Source organism: Peribacillus sp. RS7 (assembly GCF_041956845.1).
GTDB lineage: Bacteria > Bacillota > Bacilli > Bacillales > DSM-1321 > Peribacillus.
Map to the genome: position 1 here is coordinate 662618 of NZ_CP168135.1, position 19139 is coordinate 681756.

Here is a 19139-nt window from a genome sequence, read left to right on the forward strand (position 1 = left end):
TTACGTTTATATCAAGATGAATTTCTACTGGATCTCTGGTTTTAATGGAATGGTTGTGCTGGATTCTCGTTTAATGGTTCCGGACAAATAAAAAAATGCCCTTTCATACCGAGGGCATTTTCATCATCCAATTTATTAATTTACGAAAAGATATAACCTTCTATGATATTCCACAAATGCCTGCTGGTCCTTTTCCGTGTAGTCCATCCACTTCACTTTCTTGCATCTTTCCTCTAATCTCTCATTCAACTCATCTTCTATTTCATTCATGAAACGAATGATTTCCCCATAAGGCATATTGAAATGACGGGCTGCGAGCCTGGGCGGAGAATGCTTTACCAGCAATCTCATGAATTGATCGACCGTGTCCGCCTTCGAGGCAAGATAATCTTCCTCATTCACGATGAATTCATACACTTGTTTTTTCACGCCAGAAAGTCTGGTCACTTCGTCGCGCAATAAAAACTCCATTAATCTTTCGTTCATATGGCTCTACCTCGAATTTGTTTATATTTACATTCTTTTTAGATCATGTATGAAAAGGTTATACTGCCCTTCACACCTCATTATGACATCGTAACCCCAAGCCATCAAGCAATTCCTGTATCCTCACACAAACCGTAACCGTTACGATTTGTGAACCTTTTTAAGTAAAATAACATGTATATGCCTCATAGTCAACGTTCGAGCTGTGTGCATCCCTTTATGCATATTTAGAATCGTTTATTGGCAAAATATGAGTATGAACAAATGGCACAACACAATCTTATTAATTTTTATATATGTAAAGAGAATAATTTTGTTAAAATTTGATATAATAAATGTAATATTTAGTCAATTAGCATCTTTTTATAGAATTTGCTTTTGTAAAGGAGTAAAATGATGCTAATGACATCTTATTTTTTCCGATGTTTCCGAGGAGTTATAGGGTGGGTATAGCAAGTACATAGTGACAGCTGAAATGCTGTCCGACATATCGGTTGTTTTCATTTGTTCAGAATAACAATGAAAAGAATAAGGAGTGATTTTTTGAAACCTTCAACAAATCGCATGTTAACCCGTATTAAATCCGTTTATATGTTCATCAGTAATAACGGTACGGTTTCTACTCAAGAGCTTGTAGAAGAATTTGGCATCACTCCTCGAACTGTGCAGCGCGATTTAAATGTCTTAGCATACAATGACCTTGTTCAAAGCCCAAGCCGTGGCCTTTGGACGACAACAAGTAAAAAGGTGAAGATGTCATCGTAAAAAGAACGACCACCCGAACAAGATCGATATGTAAAATACTTTGAGGCGGACAATATTTGTCCGCCTCATTTTTTATGCCTATATTCATTCAGCAGGCTGCCCCGCCTTTAACTGTTCATGCTCTTCCGCCGTTAGCTCACGGTACTCACCAAGCTCAAGTTCCTCATCAAGCTGTAAACTTCCCATGGAAAGACGCTTTAGGTAGACGACACGTTTGCCGACGGCCTCAAACATCCGCTTCACCTGATGGAACTTTCCTTCCATAATCGTCAGCTCGATATCCGAAGTCAGACCTGATTTTAAAATATTCAATTCACCTGGTTTTGTTTCGTACCCATCATCCAAGGTCACGCCGTTGCGGAATGCCTCAATATCCTCTTCCGTCACTTCGCCATCAATGACCGCAAAATATGTTTTAGGGACATGTTTCTTCGGGGAAAGCAATTGGTGGGCAAGCTTTCCATCATTCGTGATAAGCAATAACCCTTCTGTGTCCTTATCCAGACGGCCTACAGGAAATGGCTCGAATACTGAATCCTCTGGCTCCAAGATGTCGATGACCGTTTCTTGGTGTTTGTCTTCCGTTGCCGACAATACGCCTGGCGGTTTATTCATCATTAAATATATGAACTCCCTATATTCAACCCGTTCATCATGGACGGTCACGATTTCCGTATCAGGGTCCACTTGCTCTTTCGGATCCTTCAGCACCCTTTCATCGACCTTCACGGCGCCGGATTTCAGGAGCTTTTTCACTTCTTTCCTGCTGCCATAACCAATATTGGATAAAATTTTATCAATTCTCATCGTTTCCTCCTAAAGCCTTTTCAGTAAAAAGCCTTGCCCACTTTAATGACAGGCAAGGCCAATATATTTTTAATCTGGGGATTCATTTTATCATACCCTTTTTTTTACACATCAAACTTCTATCTTATAATCCCAATTTAGCTTTTAACCGATCGATCCGGGTACCGAACAAACGATGGGCAAGTTTGCTTTTCAAGGAAAGTGCCGCATAAATGAGCGCTCCAAAGATTGCACAAATGGCCACGATCAAAATCGCTTGAAAGCGCCCTTCCGTTGTAAGCCACAGCGATAATAAACTGTTCATGCCCCATGCAGCCAGTCCCATAATCATTGAAAAAACAGAGATCAAAACAGATCTTCTGATGGTAAGGCTGTAACGATATCCAGTAAAGTAAGTAATGACATACAAATTCAGCAGTACAGCAGCCAAGTAGCCGAATGCCGTGGCATAAACGGATCCTTCCGTTTCAAACAACTTGATCATCGGGATATTCAAGCTCAATTTGATTAAAAAGCCAACAAGCAGGCTGAGCACCGTATATTTCTGCTGATTGATGCCTTGTAAAACGGCCGCCGAAACGGAAAAAAGCGCAAACAAGATGGAAACGGGCGCATATGCCTTCAGGACACTGATTCCTAGTGGATCATGGCTATAAAAGGCACTATAGATTGGATCGGCCAGTACCGACATGCCAACGACCGCAGGGATCGTAATGAACAACAAAATCTGGAAGGCTTGGTTCAGCTGGCGGTTTAACTCTTCCGAATCCTCGCTTACATAAGCCTTCGTCACCGAGGGCAGAAGCGCCATTGAAAACCCGGTTGCAAGCGTCATGGGAATCAAGACAAGCTTCTGGGCATATACATTCAACACCCCAAGGGCATCTTCTGCGACATGCTGCAGCCCGATGGCCGACATCGCCTTATTGAAAGACAGCAAGTCCGCCAACTGAAACATTGGCATCGCGATTCCGACGAATATGAAAGGAATCGACGACAGAAATATTTCTTTATAGATTTCCTTCAGGGAAATGTCCATCGTCCCCCGGTCTTTCTTCATCAAGCTGTCCAAATGGGGTTTTTGTTTTTTCCAATACCAAAATAACACCACTAAACCGCCGACAGCCCCAACCGTCGCCGCGAATGTAGCCATTTGGATGGCCTTCACTAACTCTCCATCCAAGACATTTAAAACAACATACACACCGGCCAGAAGGAACACGATGCGGACAATTTGTTCGACAACCTGAGAGATGGCCGTTGGTTCCATCGCTTCATGACCTTGAAAGAAGCCGCGGATGATACTCATGAACGGTACAAAAATCAAGGCGAAGCTGACTGCCCGTATGATCTCCGTGACATCACTGACATCTTCCTTCTTGACCCCGAAGACTCCAGTAAACATCGGTGCCATCGTATAAAGAACCAAAAAAGCGAGAAAACCGGTGACAACCATTAATTTCAGACTCGATTTAAATAACTTCTCACCGACGGCGTATTCCTCGAGCGCATTATACTTCGAAATGAATTTAGAAACAGCAAGCGGCATGCCTGCCGTTGCAAAGCTAATGAAAATGGTATATGGAACGTACCCATATTGATAGAGGGTAGCCCCTTTATTCCCAACCATATGTTCAAATGGGATGACGTAAAATAAACCAAGTACCTTGGAAATAATCGCTCCCAGCGTTAATATAAAAGCCCCTTTTAAAAACTTAGATGACATCTAATCCCTTCCTGCCTCTGTCAGTTACGTTTCACACGCTCTTTATCTTATCATATTAAAGTATTTTTTCTATAGAAAACTACAATCAAGTTTATCGTTTTCGAAGATAATACACAAACAAATACTTCCTTTTTTTCTACATTCGCAATCTGACGGGCACTTGCTATATAATGAAGGGACTGAAAATGATAAAGTGGTGATCAATTTGAAATATGATGTAGTGGTAATTGGCGGTGGTCCTTCCGGATTGATGGCAGCAATAGCGGCCGGGGAAAAGGGCGCCCATGTATTGTTAGTGGATAAAGGCGAGAAGCTTGGCAGGAAACTTGCAATCTCGGGCGGCGGACGCTGCAACGTGACGAACAGGCTCTCAATCGATGAAATCATTCAGCATATCCCTGGAAACGGGCGATTTCTATACAGTGCTTTCTCAGAGTTCAATAATGAAGACATTATTCAATTCTTTGAAAAATTGGGCGTGGCCCTCAAAGAAGAGGACCATGGGCGGATGTTCCCGGTCAACGATAAAGCGCAAAGTGTCGTGGATGCGCTACTGACGCGCCTGTCGAATTTAAAAGTAACGATCTATAAGAACTCCCCAGTTGCGGAAGTTCTCTATGAACATGGAAAAACAAGCGGTGTCCGGTTAAAAGATGGACAGACCATTGACACGGATGCAGTCGTGATAGCAGTCGGTGGAAAATCAGTTCCTCACACCGGTTCAACCGGCGACGGCTACGCATGGGCTAAGAAGGCGGGGCATACGATTACCGAACTGTTCCCAACTGAAGTTCCCGTACTAAGCCATGAAACATTCATTAAAAATCGAACGCTTCAAGGTCTCGCACTTCGGGATGTTTCATTGAGTGTCCTTAACCCAAAAGGCAAGGCCCTGATTACACACCAAATGGATATGCTCTTCACCCATTTTGGCGTCTCCGGTCCAGCTGTTCTAAGATGCAGCCAATTCGTCGTGAAAGCGATGAAAAAATGGAACCTATCGGAAGTGACAATGAAACTCGATGCCCTTCCGGACAGAAACAAGGAAGAGGTTTTTCAAGACATCATGAAGGAAATCAAAGCCGAACCGAAAAAAGCCATTAAGAACACCTTAAAAGGTTTAGTTCCTGAACGATACCTTCACTTCCTGCTTGAGCGTAGCGGCATCGACCTTCAAGAACAAGGAGCGACGATATCAAATGAAAAAATCCGCCGCTTTGCTGAACTATGCAAGGACTTCCAATTCGGAGTACACGGCACCCAGCCGCTGGAAAAAGCCTTCGTCACGGGCGGCGGCGTATCCGTCAAAGAAATTCACCCAAAAGAAATGGCATCCAAACTAATGGATGGACTGTATTTCTGCGGTGAAATCCTGGATATACACGGATACACAGGCGGCTACAATATCACCTCGGCATTAGTAACCGGAAGACTCGCCGGAATGAATGCTGCCATATATGCCCGTTCATAATTCTAAAAGAGGCTAATCCATTTGGATCAGCCTCTTTTAGATGTGATTTCGCATTTCCGGCGTAGGCGCACTTTTTTCGGCCACCACTTCTTTTATTCCGACATTCCGTTAAAAAGTTCTGGATGATAGCGAAAAGCTTCGAGGTCAATGGTATTCCGTTTCGTGAATATGACGCCTTCACTCTCGAGCATCGCTTTCTGGTGTTCTGCGGCGCCGTCCGCTTTTATACCGATTTCGCCTTTTGCATTGATTACCCGATGCCAGGGAAGGTCATGTTTTTTGCTGCTTGAATGAAGGATCCTTACGACCTGCCTTGCACCGCGCGGACTTCCGGCGAGCTGTCCAATTTGACCATATGTCATCACTTTACCGGAAGGGATATGTTGAATGATTTTAATCACCCGTTCAGTAAAACTTTCCAAAATAACTCTCCCCTTTGTTCTATCCGTTAGCCAAAATCGTAATATTTTCATCGGTTACCAGGACCCCATGATGCTTGATCAAGTTTGCTTTTAGCTCGGAAGGCACTCTGCAGTCATCGTACGCACAAACAGAAATCAATCCTCGTTCATTGATCAATTTATCGATTCCTTTTTCATATTCACCTATTGCTACGCTGACTTGATCGTCATGGCCCCATTCAACATGTCCCCATGTCCGCACGAGTTGATTTCGTTTAGAGTATGTATCGATATTTTCCAAGAAATAATTAACCATCGTCGAAGGATGGAAGTCTCCATGAAAACAATAAAAATCAAAATTATTAATAAGATGCACTTTCTCCAATTGCTCCTCATTTAAATGAAGCTGCAATTTTTTGTACACCAAAGGAAAGATACGGTCATTTTCGACAATCAGGATGTGGTCTCCCTGTTCAACACCCGCAATGATGAATGTTGCTTCATTTTCTATGTAGGCTTCCAATTCATTAAAACAGTATAAGATATGGCCCCCATCCGATTGCTGTATAGTTTCTATTAGTTGTTTCATATTGTTATCCAAAATGAATCTCCCCTTTAAATACACCAGTCCGCACTATGTATTATGTTTAACTTTACCCATTATCTCTGTGTTTGTAAAATTCATAGAAGAATTTCATTGGTTTTTCCTAATTTATGCCTACTATCTTTTTTGATTGGGAAGTCGAACTGAGGCTGCTTCAAGTCCACTCATCAAAAGACCAAGGCAGCCCAATTCAGCAGACTCCGTTCTTAAATGCATTTTCCTTTTTGATGTACGTACTTAGATCACAGGATAATACGGCACAAAACGCGGGTTATAATAAAAGGGCGGTCTTGGTCCTATGAGGGGCAATTCAAAGGTATTTGGGTTGGAATCATATAACAACTCCACTTTTTCATCGGATTGTTCGACCAATAGCAACTTCACTTCTTCACTATAATAATAGGGCATATAGAGGCCTCCAAAAACTTTTTTCTCCCCTTCAGCATATTCGAAACTGCACGGCAACGAGCCCGTACCCAAACATGTTCTTCATGCACGGCACTTACCTGATCGACATAAAGTAATCCGACTAAATTCTTTTAGGAGGACTCCTCATGGCAGAAGATAAGAAAAAGAAATCATCAGAAAAAGGCTATCCCATGCATCCGAATTATGGAAAGATCACTCGTTATCAAGACGTTCCCATTACAGTTCCGGAGCAACGCCAATTCCGCCAACCTGGTGTGGAAAAATTAATGGTGCCCCGGCCCATCATTGAAAATCCCAATTATAGAGGAAGCGGAAAATTGACTGGAAAGGTGGCATTGATAACTGGCGGTGACAGTGGGATTGGTGCGGCGGCTGCCATCGCTTTTGCTAAAGAAGGCGCAGATGTCTCCATCGCTTATCTGGATGAACATGAGGATGCCAATCGGACTAAAACGAGAATTGAAGAGCTTGGACAACGTTGCTTACTGCTGCCTGGTGACTTAAGGGATAAACAGCAATGTATCGATATCGTGGAAGACACCATCGAAACATTCGGGAAGCTCGATATTCTTTGTAACCATGTGGGTATTCAATTTCAGCAATTAAGCTTGCTTGATATTACGGATGAGCAATTCGATGATACCTTTAAAGTGAATATCTATTCCCACTTCTACACGACCCGTGCTGCCCTTCCCCATTTAAAAGCTGGGTCCTCCATCATTAATACATCCTCCGTCGTGACGTTTAATGGGAATAAGCAATTAATTGATTACACGGCGACTAAAGGGGCCAACATTGGTTTTACCCGTGCCTTGGCAAATAGTCTTGTCGATCAAGGCATACGGGTGAACGCCATTGCGCCTGGAAGGTTTTGGACACCCCTCATCCCGGCAAGTTTCTCGGCAGACGAAGTGACACAGGTCGAGAACCCGATGGAGCGTCAAGGCCAGCCATTCGAACTGGCTCCCACCTTTGTCTATCTCGCTTCCGATGATTCCCGTTTTGTGACAGGACAAACACTTCATGTCAACGGCGGGGAAGCTACATCATCCTAACTTTCCACACCGAATAATTCTCCCTTCCCTGAAACGCAAGAGGTTTTGGGAGTCCACTTTCTTGGCATTCACGGAAAAAGACTACCTTGGTTTGCCCGACTTGCAGCAATAGGTAGTCTCATGTGATTATATGTACGAATAAAGGTAGGGCAAAGCCTCCTTTATTTTTTCTTATAGATGATCATCGCACTAAAACAGTAAATCTGTTCCTCTTCCTCTTCACCTGTAGTGGCGACATTGTACTTGATATCGACGATTTGATTATCACGGATGTCTTCCAAGAAAACGTTCATTTCATCCTCTAGATCCTTTTCATGCTCATAATCGAATAATTTAACTTGAATCATCGGCTTTCCCCTGCCCTTTTACTATAATGATAGTTATTGTGCAGGATACCCATTTTTCATGAGGATTATACTCGATTTTTTTGTGAAGTGGATAATAATGCAACCACTTCATCCCCGACTTCTTCTGTAGAGGCTCCCCCGCCCATATCGGGTGTCAGCGACTTTTTATCGACCATCACCCGTTCGATCACGTCCAACACTTTTGCTCCCCAATCCTCATGCCCGAAGAAATCGAGAATCTGACTGGCGGACCATATGGCCGCAAGTGGATTGGCGATGCCTTGATGTGCAATATCCGGGGCTGAGCCATGAATCGGTTCGAACATCGAAGGATAAATCCGTTCCGGGTTTAAATTGGCTCCTGCTGCCAGTCCCATCCCCCCTGCAATGGCCGCACCTAAATCTGTGATGATGTCACCAAACAAATTGGAAGTGACAACGATTTGAAATCGTTCGGGCTGTTTGACAAAAAACATGCTCGCCGCATCGACCAGATAGGAATTCGTTTCTACATCCGGATACTCCTGTCCGACTTCTTCAAAAACCTGATCCCAAAAGACCATTGAATAATTCAATGCGTTTGCCTTGCTTATACTCGTTAGCGTCCTTCCTGTCTTACGCGCCAGTTCATACGCATAACGGATGATTCTCTCCGTTCCTTTTCGTGAAAAGACCCCAGTCTGCAGGACGACTTCTTCTGGCTTGCCTTTAAAAAGCCAATCACCGGCACCGGAATATTCCCCTTCACTGTTTTCACGGATGACAACCATATCGATTTGGTCACGAGTCACGTCTTTTAATGGACAAGGTGCACCTTGAAGCAATTTGACTGGTCGAACATTCACATATTGGTCAAATTGCTTTCTGATTTTCAGCAGGAGTTCACGTAATGAAATATGATCAGGGACACCAGGATAACCGACCGCCCCAAGATACACGGCGTCAAACTTCATCAGTTGTTCCAGTCCGTCGTCGGGCAGCATTTTGCCGTGCTCAAGATAATATTCACAGCCCCATGGAAAATATGTGAACTCAAAAGTAAAATCCCCGGCAATTCCAGCCACTTCTTTAAGGACCTTCACACCTTCATTAATCACCTCAGGACCTATACCGTCACCCGCAATGACCGCTATCTTATGAACATTCATTCTTCAACTCTCCTTTTTCTATATTTTCTGATTTCAACAACCTAATTTTAACATATAACGTTTGCTTCCCAGGCCCTAATGGAACGCGTACAAGTGAACGGCAAAGTTTTATCGAAAATGTCCATAATGAAAAAAAAGCCCTTTCATGATGAAAGGACCTTTTTTTCACGCCTTCAAAAATGCGCGTCTTTCCGCATATTCACGGCATTGTGAACAAACCGCGATCTTTTTTCTTTCTTCATTCAGATATGCCGTAACATTCTTGGATTTCCGCTTACAAAAGTAACAGGTTTTTTTAAAGAACTTCACTTAACGATGACTTCGCCGTCCCACTCAAGCATTCCGCCAACCATGTTTGCCACTTTATATCCTTGTTCCTGAAGATAATGGCATACATTTTCACTGCGGCGTCCAGAACGGCAGATAAAAATATATTCTTTTTCTTTATCAAAATAGTCAAGATTTTCCGGGATATCATTCATGCGAATATGCTTCGCTCCTTCGATCATTCCCTCTTGCACTTCTTCGTCTTCACGAACATCGACAAGTTCCATCGCTTCGCCTGCCTCAAGCTTGGCTTCCACTTCTTCAGTTGTAATGATTTTGATATCTTCCATAATTAGCACCTCGAATTATCGTTTGATTTATCTTCTTCATTATAACAAAATTTCCAGATAAACATCACCTAATGGATCTCCTGATGAAATTTCCCATCAATAATTTGATCCAACTAAATACGCCAGCGAATAAAATTATTCGCTGACGTTTTCAGGATTGAATCTGTATCAATGCTTGAATCCCAGTTGATATTGTTTAGGGATCTCCGTTTCTTTATTCAAAGCTTTAGACGCTTCAAGTGCCCAGTAAGGGTTTCGCAGCATCCCTCTGCCTACGGCTACTAAATCGGCTTCTTCATTACCGATGATTGAATTTGCAAGAATCGGATCATCTAATCGGCCAACAGCAATAACCGGAATATCCAAAGCTTTTTTAATTTCCCTGGCCAACGGCGTTTGATAGCTGGCATGCGTACCCGGTCTTCCGTCTGCCCCAATCGGACCTTCTCCACCAGAGCTTACATGGAAAATATCCACGCCTGCTTCTTTAAAGACTTTTGAAAATGCAATGCTTTCTTTAAGACCATATCCGCCTTCAACGTATTCCTTTGCAGATATGCGCATGATTAAAGGCATGTCGGCAGGCATTTCGCTTTTCACTGCTTTAATGACTTCCACTCCAAATTTAGTCAGGTCTTTTCCGTATTCGTCTTCACGTTTATTCGTAAGCGGTGATGTGAATTGGTGGATTAAATACCCGTGTGCACCATGAAGTTCAATTACGTCAAATCCTGCTTGAACAGCCCTTCTGACGGAAGCACGGAATTTATCGACCATTTCCTTTACTTCTTCCGTTTCTAAAGCTCTTGGTGTTTTAAACGTTTCATCAAATGCTATGGCTGATGGTGCTACCGGAGTTTCGGCATCTTGCGCTTTACGTCCTGCATGGGCAATTTGTATCCCGATTTTTGCTCCGTATTGATGTACTTCCTTAACAATTTTGGAGAAAGCATCAATTTGATCGTCGGACCATAATCCAAGATCGCGATTCGAAATACGTCCATCAGGCTCTACATCGGTCATTTCCACTATAATTAATCCCGTGCCGCCAACTGCCCTGCTTACATAATGCTGCTGATGCCAGTTTGTCGGGATACCATCTTCCGCTTCGACGGAGTATTGGCACATCGGCGGCATGACGATCCTATTTTTAAGTTCAAGTTCATTTATGCGATAAGGTGAAAATAAATCTTTCATAATTTTATCTCCTTTTTTATATAATGCATGCACATGCATTTATATCATCTGGATAATACTGTGTCAACTAATCAGATTCCCTAACACCCGATGCTGTCATTGTAAACGCTATCGTCTGTTGGTACACTTCATTTAATATGTGTTATATTTAATGGAAGTAAGCAGAGGAAGGCGAATATAAATGTCCAGTGAACAGAACCTTATCAATACATGGCTATCGTTTACACGTGTTCATGCCGAGCTCTCCAATGAGCTTGATCGAATGCTACAAGCAAGACACCAAACGACTTTAAACGAATTTTATGTTCTATTATTTTTATCGAAAACACCAGAAAAAAAACTGAGGCTCCTCGAATTGCAGCAACTGGTCGGTTTAAGCCAAAGTGCGATGTCCAGGCTGTCTGTTAGAATGGAAAATAAAAGCTGCGGTGTCATCCAAAGGCTTGGATATGAAGACGACCGTCGCGGAGTGTGTGCAATCATAACGGACCGCGGTAAGGTAAGGCTTCAGGAAATCCTCGATACCGTTAATGAAACATTGGAAAAGTCCTTAAAAAACAGTGATATTGACACAGTACTGAAACTATTCGTGGATGCAAAAAACGGTCTCCAGGAGAATGAATGAATCAATGGCGATGTATGATGTGAAATTTTGTGCCCCATTCAATTTGAGGCCTTTTTTGCATGCCCATCCCCTTCGTTGCCGACATCCAATTAAAAAAGGAGAAAGACGGATAGGCCCGTCTCTCTCCTACTTACATGATTAAAAGTCGAAATTATCAGGATCTGGACCTACACGGTGATTTTGATTCAATCCATCAATTTGGTTCATTTCTTCTTCCGTCAATTCAAAATCGAATACAGATGAGTTTTCTACAATGCGATGTTCTTTAGTGGATTTTGGAATCGTTACAATCCCATTTTGTAAATCCCAGCGTAAAATGACTTGTGCAACAGACTTGCCATGGTTGGTCGCAATTGCTTGTAATACTTCATTATCCAGCAGTTCACCTTGCATCAAAGGAGACCATGCTTCAAGTTGTATTCCTTGTTCCTTACAAAACGCCTGAACTTCTTTTTGAGTTAAACGCGGATGGCATTCTACTTGATTGACCATCGGCTTCACTTCTGCATCTTTCATTAAATCTTCAAGATGGTGAATCTGGAAATTGCTCACACCGATCGCTTTCACTTTTCCTTCTTTATAAAGAGTTTCCAACGCTCTCCAAGCTTCTTTATATTTCCCTTCCACTGGCCAATGGATAAGATATAAATCCAAGTACTCCAAGCCAAGTTTCTTTAAGCTTTTTTCGTAAGCCGCGATTGTTGATTCATATCCCAAATCAGCATTCCAGACTTTTGATGTTACGAATAATTCTTCCCTGGAGATTCCAGCTTCTTTCAATCCCTCACGGATCCCTTGTCCAACCCCTTCTTCATTTTCATAAATCGCAGCCGTATCGATGCTGCGATAACCATGTTTAATGGCCACTTTAACTGCATTTACCAGCTCAGGTCCTTCTTCCACTTTAAATACGCCCAATCCGAACCAAGGCATTTTAACGCCGTTATGCAACGTTGTTGTATCTTGTAAATGTTTCACCATTATCACTCTACCTCCAAATTTTTTCTTCATTGTTTTTATAGATTGTAATGCGCTTAAGTATCAGTATCATTACATCCCTTCAAGGAACCTTCCACATTCGCTGAAGGGATGCAATGATACTAGGGTTTTGATACTCTATAAGCTTTTCAAGAAATGGAACATGCTTTTTCTAACATGCATCACTTCTTCATTCCTATGCTATTTTGTCAGTTCCCTTGGTACGGTCTTTACTTTCCAAGGTCCGGCTCCAGCCTGTTAAAATCACTGCAGCAAACACCATGACTCCACCTATCCACGCTGTATGGATCAGTCCGATCGAATCCGTAATCACCCCTCCTAAATAGGCACCAATGGCGATTCCCGCATTGAAGGCGGCAATATTGATGGCTGACGCCACGTCCACTGCACTCGGCACGAAACGCTCCGCTAACATGACGACATAGACTTGAAGCCCTGGAACATTCATGAATGCAAACAATCCCATTAAAATGATCGTAATTAAACCAGCTATCTTAAACGGTGCCGTGAAGGTCAAGACCACCAGTACAATGGCTTGTATAAGAAACATATAGAATAGGGCATTAATAGGATTGCGATTGGCCAATTTCCCGCCGAGAGTATTCCCTATTGCTATGGCTACTCCATATACTAGCAAAATCAAGGCCACAGTTCCTTCTTTAAACCCTGTTACTTCCTGAAGTAATGGCGACAGGTACGTGAAGACAACGAATGTACCTCCGTATCCTAACGCTGTAATGATGAATACTAAAAGCAATCGGCCATTTGTCACCAATTTGATTTGGTCACGTAACGTGGTCCGTGCAGCTTTTCTTAAATCGGATGGGACAAGGATGCCATTCCCGATGAAGGCTATCAGGCCGATTGCCACAATGATGATGAAAGCGAATCTCCAGCCGAATTGCTGCCCGATGAAGGTTCCAAACGGAACTCCGGTCACCGTTGCCACCGTTAGACCTGTGAACATGATGGCGATGGCACTCGCCCTGCGGTTTTCAGGGACCAAATCAGCCGCAATCGTAGCGCCGATCGACATGAAGATACCATGTGCAAGCGCTGAAATGACACGTGCGATCAATAATACACTGATCGTGGTCGCAGAAGCCGCCAATGCATTTCCGGCAATGAACACGACCATGATCCAAAGCAATAAGGTCTTTCTCGACATATTCGATGTCAGGGATGTAAGGATAGGTGCCCCGAACATGACCCCCAAGGCGTATAGAGATACCGTCAACCCCGCCGTCGTGACTGTAATGTGTAAATCTTTAGAAATGAGCGGTAATAATCCCACGCTGATGAACTCGGTTGTTCCAATCGCAAAGGCGCTGATCGCTAAAGCGAGCAATGCCCATGTACTTCTATTTTTATTTGAAATCATATCCTCTTCTCCTTCTTGTTGTTTTGTACTATCATTGAAATTGCCTAAGCAACTTTTTTTATAAATGGTACAGTGGAATTCGGTGTGCAAATGTTATTATGAGATATAATACAAATAAAAAACAGTACGTACTTTAAAGTAATATAGGTACCTTAAAGTTCCTATAAAATAAGGAGAGTATGCAAATCATGCAAAAAAAGAAGTACAATATATCCGTTGAAGCGACACTGGAAGTACTGGGCGGGAAGTGGAAATGCGTAATCCTCTGCCATTTGACCCACGGAAAAAAGCGGACTAGTGAATTGAAGCGCCTAATGCCAAACATCACCCAAAAAATGTTGACCCAACAATTGCGGGAGTTGGAACAGGACGGTGTCATCAATCGGATCGTTTATAACCAAGTCCCCCCAAAAGTGGAATATGAACTAAGTGAGTATGGACAAAGCCTCGAAAGCATCCTATCCGCACTATGTACGTGGGGAGAAAATCACATTACCAGAGTGTATGGTGATAAGTTTTCCGTTCTCGAGGAAAGTGTATTGAATGATCAATTGAAGTAATTCAAAATAAAAAAACGGCGTCCACAAAGGGACTCCGTTTTTTTTGGATGAACCATCAATCATCTTTTTTGTTTATACTAATTTAACTACGAGAGGTATGAAAATAAGAAGAGTTTTGTTATCCATAAGCATTCCGCCTTAATTTATCATAAATGCAAATATATAATTGGTGTGCATATAAATATAATTTCACTTTAGTAAGAGTCACCCGTTTTATTCCTTTCTTACTTTTTGGTATAATATGTAATACCATTTGATATCCAAACTCTTTTATCTGATCAAGCAGGAAGTGTTGATCACTTAAAGTTTTTATTTTGTAGACGAATGAGTATAATGGTGAAACCAAGGAGTGACATATGAGAGTCATATTAGAATTGATACGCATCGTATTAATATTCGGGATAGCCGGATCGATCATTTCGATCATTGTAAACGGCATATATATAAACATAGGAGTTAATATGAATCAGTATGGCTGGCTAGGCTCGATAGCGATACTCATTTTATTGTTTATCTGGTATAGAAATAAACTTCAGTTCAGTGGCTGGTATTCGGGAAAATGGAAGGAAAAGCTTCCAAAAACGGCATCCCGAATACTCATCATGTGTTCACTCTTCTTTTTATGTGCCCCACCTGTTTTAAGTGTGCTGCAAATGATCTTTCAATAATCGGGATTCTATATCCCAGATAGAGCAGGAGTGAACGATTTGCGGAAATTGTTTAATAGTGTGGTTCTTATACTCCTACTCGGTGGATTTTGGTATGGATATGGTAAAGATATTCAGGAGTCTGGATTCAAGGCGGGGGTTGGTTCCTTTGCATCCGATGTTCGCACCTTTATAAACGGGCCCGAGGTTTCAACTGCCTTGGAAAAACTGAATGCTGGAGTCAGCAACCTGATAAGTTCGCTTAAGGAAACATTGGATACCGCTTCGGAAAAAGAACCGCAGGAATCGGAAAAAGTGAAAAAACCAGCACTGGAAGCACCTGCTGATGCATCCTTTTCAGTCCGGAATATTGAAATAGGCGACACGAAGGATGCCGTAGAAAAACTCGCTGGTGAAGCAAAGCGGAATACGCGGAATGAATATGGCGTGGACTGGTTCGCCTATCACGAAAATTATCAAAACTTTTTCATGGTTGCCTACGATACCAACAATAAAGTTGTTGGTTTATATACGAACCAAGATTTGATTTCCTCAAAAGAAGGGATTAAACGCGGCACCCCTAAAGATAGTGTGACAGGGAAATTGGGGGAGCCTGTTACGAAATTGCTTAAAGGAAACGTCTATTACCAGATTCGAAGCGATGGGGAATACGATATGTTTGAAATGGATAAGAGCTATGTAACCATTTTTTACGACAAACATGAGAAAAATACAGTCACATCGATCCAAATCATCGATGCAAACCTTGAAAAGCAAAAGAGCAGCTATTTTGCAGAAGCCAGCCCCGGGTTAAAGAAAGGCTTTGAATATCAATTATTCGATTTGACCAATGCATCACGGGTCAATCATGATCTCTCCGTGCTTTCATGGGATAAACAAGTGAAGGTCACTGCACAGGATCACAGTAAAGATATGGCCGTGAATCAATACTTCAACCATACAAACCTTGAAGGAGAATCCCCGTTCGACCGGATGGAAGATGACAAAATCAATTTTCGAATGGCTGGGGAAAACCTGGCTGCCGGTCAAAATAGCAGTATCTTTGCCCATGAAGGCCTGATGAATTCCATTGGACACCGGGAAAACAAATTACAGAAGGATTTTCAATCCCTCGGTGTCGGAGTTGCCTTCGATGGTGAAGAAAAACCATATTATACGGAGAACTATTTAAGGAAATAAACAAAAAAAGCTGTGCATGGCGAAATCCTGCACAGCTTTTTTTCTCTTGTTTTTAATAAAATATCACCAAACGAATAATCCAACGACCATGGCACTTAACAAGGAAACAGCCATCCCGCTAACCAACAGTTTCCAAACATTCCTTCCGATAATGTTCGATTTCTCATCATTGAGGATGGAATTGAATGTTCCATAAATCATGCCCACTGTACTGAAGTTGGCAAATGACGTCAGATAAGTGACAGCCACAGCAACTGTATGCGGAGGCAGTGTACTGACTTTATCTTTTAAATCGAGCAAGGCAACGAACTCATTCGTGGCAAGCTTGATTCCCATCAATTGAGCGACGTACATGGCATCATGTCCAGATAGTCCAAGCAGGAATGCAAATGGACTGAAAATGACAGAGAAAATCTTTTGAATGGTCAAGCCATCCACAAAGAAACCGAAAATGCCGTTTACGCTGGCCGTTAACGCCACATAACCGATAACCATGGCCATGATGACAAAGACCATTTTGGCCCCAACCAGCATACTGTTAGAAATGGTGGAAAAGAAATCCTTACGTTCCTCTTTAGAAGGTACATAAACGACGTCTTCTTCTTTACTGACATCGACAGGATTTAGCATGTTAGCAATCAGCAAGGCATTTAAGCAGTTCAAGGGTATGGCTACAAAAACATAGGTTGCCGGTACCATTGATAAGTAGGCTCCAATGATTGAACCACTGATGCTGCTCATGCTCATGATTCCAAATGTCAAAAGTCGCTGATCTTTAATCGCACTAAGTTGAAGGCGCAGAACGGCAAGTGCCTCGGTATTCCCAAGGAACATCATCTGAATCGAAAAGAAACTCTCCAGTTTTGGCAAACCGGATACTTTTGAGATGAGCCATCCCACTTTGTCAATGATCCAGGTAAGTATACCGAAATACGATAAAACATCAAAAAACGTGATAATGAAAATAATTGGCATCAATGCGCTGAAAAAGAAATCCACTTGTTCATTTGCCATTAATGAAGGAAAGACAAAAGAAATCCCTTCATTTGCACATTCAATCAACCAGGTGAAGAAGGAAGCGATCAGATTAATGACCCACGCCCCTATTTTAGTCGATAACATGAACCATGTGATAAGCAATTCAAGAACCAGCAAGGTAAGAATGGCTTTCCACTTAACGTTCCTTTTATTAGGTGAACAAAGGTAAACGATGCCCATTACAACTAAAACACCTAGTATATTCAATAAGAAATACATGCTTTCATCCCCTTTGGTTATATCATTTCCCATTCATTTTCTTTATATAAAAAAGCCCTTACCTTTTTACACTTTCAGCCGCAGGAAGAAAGTGTGAAAAAGTAAGAGCCTTCATTGAAACACTAGATGCTGGATAAAACTTTTTAACTGAACCAACATAAACCTGTTCATCTCTTCTATTTTCATACTTCCTTGTAGTCCGGCATTATTACGGCTGCCAGGTAGAAACTATCAGACCATTGTCACTGATACTATACAAGGATATTTTTTAAAATAAATTTCTCTAGGAAAGATATCATTTTAAAGCAGTTTATTTTCAATTACAATACGTTTTACAATTGTTATATTAATATAAATTTTTTGAAAACAATTAGGAAATGAAAGGGAAAGTCTCAGAGGGCCCAAGTTGGGTAATACTTATGAAGTGGCGTGTCCCACCCATCCACAATAAAAAACACCTGCATGATAGCGATGTTGCTATCCAAGAATAGACCTGTTTTAGCCGAGTTCACTTCAAGATTTAAAGTTTCCTCCATGACATTGTTGTCTAAGGGTCATGCCGCTACACAAATTTGGCAAAGGATAAGCAACAAACACAACTAAACTTCCCAAGTTGTGATAATCCTTGATTCAATGCTTCATACTAAATAATACATCTCATTTATTATAAGGAAATAAGGACGTGAATTTCGGGTGGATTTTTATAATAGCCAGGAAACTCTTACTGCAATTCAATGGATTTTGAGAGCCATTATATCCTTCTTCTTCTTACTTTTTTCGGTTAAATTGATGGGGCAACGGTCCATTTCCCAGTTAAGATTACTTGATTTCATAATGGCATTAATTATTGGAAACATTCTTGCCCACCCTTTGTCTGATGAACAGTTAGGTTTGAAGGGCTCAATGATTACGACCTTTGTTTTAGTGATTTTATATATAATTAGTGTGTTTACGGGTCTTAAGTGGGGCAAACTCCGAAGGTTTTTTGACTCCGCCCCCTTTCCACTTATCGAAAATGGACAAATCATTTACAAAAGCTTAGCAAGGGCCCGAATCTCCATCGATTTTTTATTATCGGAATTAAGAAAAGAAAAAGTCGAAGATATTCAAAAAGTGTCCCTCGCACTATGGGAACCGGGTGGTACCATTTCATTGTTTTTAGATCCACAATATGAAGCGGTAACCCCAGCAGATATGCATCTAGCAACAAATGCCTTCACTTTTCCTAAAACGATCATTAAAGAGGGGAAGATTGATTTTAAAGAATTAAATCGAGGCGGTAAAGACGAAGAATGGCTGAAAAACAAAATCAAAATAACATACCATGCGGATGTAAACGATATTTTATTAGCAACCATCGATAATAACGATAACGTAAAGGTCTTTTTCTACAAATAAATACTTGGAGCTTACAATA

Annotated in this window: 22 protein-coding genes and 1 riboswitch; of the genes, 8 read left to right on the top strand and 14 right to left on the bottom strand. The window is 41.7% G+C overall.

From position 1 onward, the window contains the following. Positions 1-135: 135 nt before the first annotated feature. On the bottom strand, positions 136-486 hold the full coding sequence (locus ACDZ29_RS03365) for a hypothetical protein (RefSeq protein ID WP_375089877.1): 351 nt from the start codon (positions 484-486) through the stop codon (positions 136-138). Between the two features lie 543 nt (positions 487-1029). On the opposite strand from ACDZ29_RS03365, the gene ACDZ29_RS03370 reads away from it, so the two are divergent. After that, the gene (locus ACDZ29_RS03370) at positions 1030-1251 is read left to right on the top strand and encodes a DeoR family transcriptional regulator (RefSeq protein ID WP_034309346.1); all 222 of its coding nucleotides are present in this window, start codon (positions 1030-1032) and stop codon (positions 1249-1251) included. Positions 1252-1335: 84 nt separating this feature from the next. On the opposite strand, the gene ACDZ29_RS03375 is transcribed toward ACDZ29_RS03370, so the two are convergent. Together ACDZ29_RS03375 and ACDZ29_RS03380 are read right to left on the bottom strand one after the other, a co-directional pair. After that, on the bottom strand, positions 1336-2058 hold the full coding sequence (locus ACDZ29_RS03375) for a pseudouridine synthase (protein WP_375089879.1): 723 nt from the start codon (positions 2056-2058) through the stop codon (positions 1336-1338). 124 nt (positions 2059-2182) lie between these two features. Then, positions 2183-3784, bottom strand: a complete 1602-nt coding sequence (locus ACDZ29_RS03380; RefSeq protein WP_289315273.1) for a polysaccharide biosynthesis protein — start codon at positions 3782-3784, stop codon at positions 2183-2185. A gap of 205 nt (positions 3785-3989) precedes the next feature. Between ACDZ29_RS03380 and ACDZ29_RS03385 the strand changes: the two genes are divergently transcribed. Then, positions 3990-5255 carry an NAD(P)/FAD-dependent oxidoreductase gene (locus ACDZ29_RS03385; RefSeq protein WP_370016102.1) on the top strand — a complete coding sequence of 422 codons (1266 nt, stop codon included), beginning with the start codon at positions 3990-3992 and terminating at the stop codon, positions 5253-5255. A gap of 92 nt (positions 5256-5347) precedes the next feature. Here ACDZ29_RS03385 and ACDZ29_RS03390 read toward each other — a convergent pair whose 3' ends face one another. The 3 genes from ACDZ29_RS03390 to ACDZ29_RS03400 all read right to left on the bottom strand — a co-directional run bounded on the left by ACDZ29_RS03390 (position 5348) and on the right by ACDZ29_RS03400 (position 6668). Next, entirely contained in the window at positions 5348-5728 is a 381-nt protein-coding gene (locus tag ACDZ29_RS03390; RefSeq protein WP_375089881.1) for an MGMT family protein, read from the bottom strand. Further along, positions 5697-6245, bottom strand: a complete 549-nt coding sequence (locus tag ACDZ29_RS03395) for an MEDS domain-containing protein (protein ID WP_375089883.1) — start codon at positions 6243-6245, stop codon at positions 5697-5699. Before ACDZ29_RS03395 ends, ACDZ29_RS03390 begins: the two co-directional genes overlap by 32 nt. Before the next feature lie 252 nt (positions 6246-6497). Then, the gene (locus ACDZ29_RS03400; protein ID WP_375089885.1) at positions 6498-6668 is read right to left on the bottom strand and encodes a hypothetical protein; all 171 of its coding nucleotides are present in this window, start codon (positions 6666-6668) and stop codon (positions 6498-6500) included. 146 nt (positions 6669-6814) lie between these two features. On the opposite strand from ACDZ29_RS03400, the gene ACDZ29_RS03405 reads away from it, so the two are divergent. After that, on the top strand, positions 6815-7744 hold the full coding sequence (locus tag ACDZ29_RS03405; protein WP_289326094.1) for an SDR family oxidoreductase: 930 nt from the start codon (positions 6815-6817) through the stop codon (positions 7742-7744). 161 nt (positions 7745-7905) lie between these two features. On the opposite strand, the gene ACDZ29_RS03410 is transcribed toward ACDZ29_RS03405, so the two are convergent. The 4 genes from ACDZ29_RS03410 to ACDZ29_RS03425 form a co-directional block, all read right to left on the bottom strand. Continuing rightward, on the bottom strand, positions 7906-8091 hold the full coding sequence (locus tag ACDZ29_RS03410; RefSeq protein ID WP_057913195.1) for a sporulation protein Cse60: 186 nt from the start codon (positions 8089-8091) through the stop codon (positions 7906-7908). A gap of 65 nt (positions 8092-8156) precedes the next feature. Next, positions 8157-9239: a tartrate dehydrogenase gene (locus ACDZ29_RS03415; protein ID WP_375089886.1), complete on the bottom strand. Its 1083-nt coding sequence runs from the start codon at positions 9237-9239 to the stop codon at positions 8157-8159. Between the two features lie 305 nt (positions 9240-9544). Next, a complete protein-coding gene (locus ACDZ29_RS03420; protein ID WP_370016106.1) occupies positions 9545-9856 on the bottom strand; it encodes a rhodanese-like domain-containing protein in 312 nt (103 codons plus the stop codon). A gap of 168 nt (positions 9857-10024) precedes the next feature. After that, positions 10025-11053 (bottom strand): NADH:flavin oxidoreductase/NADH oxidase, encoded by a 1029-nt coding sequence (locus ACDZ29_RS03425; protein ID WP_375089887.1) that lies wholly within the window; start codon positions 11051-11053, stop codon positions 10025-10027. Positions 11054-11234: 181 nt separating this feature from the next. On the opposite strand from ACDZ29_RS03425, the gene ACDZ29_RS03430 reads away from it, so the two are divergent. Further along, the gene (locus tag ACDZ29_RS03430; protein ID WP_375089889.1) at positions 11235-11678 is read left to right on the top strand and encodes a MarR family winged helix-turn-helix transcriptional regulator; all 444 of its coding nucleotides are present in this window, start codon (positions 11235-11237) and stop codon (positions 11676-11678) included. A gap of 138 nt (positions 11679-11816) precedes the next feature. On the opposite strand, the gene ACDZ29_RS03435 is transcribed toward ACDZ29_RS03430, so the two are convergent. Both ACDZ29_RS03435 and ACDZ29_RS03440 read right to left on the bottom strand, forming a co-directional pair. Next, a complete protein-coding gene (locus tag ACDZ29_RS03435; protein WP_289315267.1) occupies positions 11817-12659 on the bottom strand; it encodes an aldo/keto reductase in 843 nt (280 codons plus the stop codon). 193 nt (positions 12660-12852) lie between these two features. After that, complete coding sequence (locus tag ACDZ29_RS03440; protein ID WP_375089891.1) at positions 12853-14058, bottom strand: MFS transporter; 1206 nt, start codon at positions 14056-14058, stop codon at positions 12853-12855. A 188-nt stretch (positions 14059-14246) separates the two neighbouring features. Between ACDZ29_RS03440 and ACDZ29_RS03445 the strand changes: the two genes are divergently transcribed. The 3 genes from ACDZ29_RS03445 to ACDZ29_RS03455 all read left to right on the top strand — a co-directional run bounded on the left by ACDZ29_RS03445 (position 14247) and on the right by ACDZ29_RS03455 (position 16465). Next, positions 14247-14618, top strand: a complete 372-nt coding sequence (locus ACDZ29_RS03445; RefSeq protein ID WP_063232600.1) for a helix-turn-helix domain-containing protein — start codon at positions 14247-14249, stop codon at positions 14616-14618. Positions 14619-14974: 356 nt separating this feature from the next. Further along, entirely contained in the window at positions 14975-15286 is a 312-nt protein-coding gene (locus tag ACDZ29_RS03450) for a hypothetical protein (RefSeq protein ID WP_375089893.1), read from the top strand. 30 nt (positions 15287-15316) lie between these two features. Further along, positions 15317-16465, top strand: a complete 1149-nt coding sequence (locus ACDZ29_RS03455; protein ID WP_375089895.1) for a CAP domain-containing protein — start codon at positions 15317-15319, stop codon at positions 16463-16465. Positions 16466-16528: 63 nt separating this feature from the next. Here ACDZ29_RS03455 and ACDZ29_RS03460 read toward each other — a convergent pair whose 3' ends face one another. After that, entirely contained in the window at positions 16529-17722 is a 1194-nt protein-coding gene (locus ACDZ29_RS03460; protein WP_101223498.1) for a nucleoside transporter C-terminal domain-containing protein, read from the bottom strand. Between the two features lie 175 nt (positions 17723-17897). Beyond that, positions 17898-18001: riboswitch (purine riboswitch) on the bottom strand. A 113-nt stretch (positions 18002-18114) separates the two neighbouring features. After that, positions 18115-18258, bottom strand: coding sequence for a hypothetical protein (locus ACDZ29_RS03465; RefSeq protein ID WP_375089896.1), 144 nt, complete (start codon positions 18256-18258; stop codon positions 18115-18117). A gap of 157 nt (positions 18259-18415) precedes the next feature. Between ACDZ29_RS03465 and ACDZ29_RS03470 the strand changes: the two genes are divergently transcribed. Then, a complete protein-coding gene (locus tag ACDZ29_RS03470) occupies positions 18416-19120 on the top strand; it encodes a DUF421 domain-containing protein (protein WP_375089897.1) in 705 nt (234 codons plus the stop codon). Positions 19121-19139 lie beyond the last annotated feature (19 nt).